The sequence below is a fragment of the Pseudomonas sp. HMSC063H08 genome (assembly GCF_001813645.1).
GTDB lineage: Bacteria > Pseudomonadota > Gammaproteobacteria > Pseudomonadales > Pseudomonadaceae > Pseudomonas > Pseudomonas aeruginosa.
In genome coordinates this window covers 1-568 of sequence record NZ_KV813541.1, presented here as the reverse complement: position 1 = coordinate 568, position 568 = coordinate 1, and the positions used below count along the sequence as shown (strand labels likewise).

Genomic DNA, 568 nt, shown 5'->3' with positions numbered 1-568 from the left:
GACAACGGCAACACCGCGGCCCTGAAGGTCGACCTGAAAGTCGCCATCGGTAGCGATGAGCCGCTGCAGCCAGCCGACGACGCGCTGCAGGCGCTCACCAGCCATCTGTACCGTCAGGGTGTCGAGCCCAAGCTGTCGATCAGCCAGGAGACAACTCCGCCCCTTCCTGGCGCGGAAGCAGCGACGGAGCAGCAAGTGGTGTTGCCTTCCTGGAAGAAATTCACCTTCAGCGCCCAGACCAGGCTCCCGGCAGACCTGACCTTCCAGGGGCTGCCCGCCGCCGGGGTCCGCATCACCAACCTCGAAACCACGCTCAAGGACAGCCAGTTGGACTGGACTGTCACAGGAGAAATCTATGCGAACTGAGCCGATCGGCATGGCCGTGGCCGTGCTCTTCCTCCTCGCGTCCGGCCAGGCCTGCGCCGGCACCGTTGGCGAACTGGCGGAGATCCAGGCCCAGGCCATCCTCACCGAGGCCAAGGTGCGTCTGGCCACGGCGCAGCGGCAACTGGAGGGCAAAGGCGAAACCGGCCAGATCGTCAGCGCCCAGGGGCAGACGTTCGCCATG

Annotated in this window: 1 protein-coding gene and 1 pseudogene; both read left to right on the top strand. The window is 65.8% G+C overall.

Annotated elements, in window-relative coordinates; all coding sequences use genetic code 11:
* On the top strand, positions 1–366 hold a 366-nt coding region (gene pilO2 / locus HMPREF2924_RS24340; RefSeq protein WP_168172969.1), incomplete at its 5' end, for a type 4b pilus protein PilO2.
* Positions 356–568 (top strand): annotated as a pseudogene (locus HMPREF2924_RS24335) (type IV pilus biogenesis protein PilP); the annotation flags it as partial. The gene pilO2 and the pseudogene HMPREF2924_RS24335, both read left to right, overlap by 11 nt.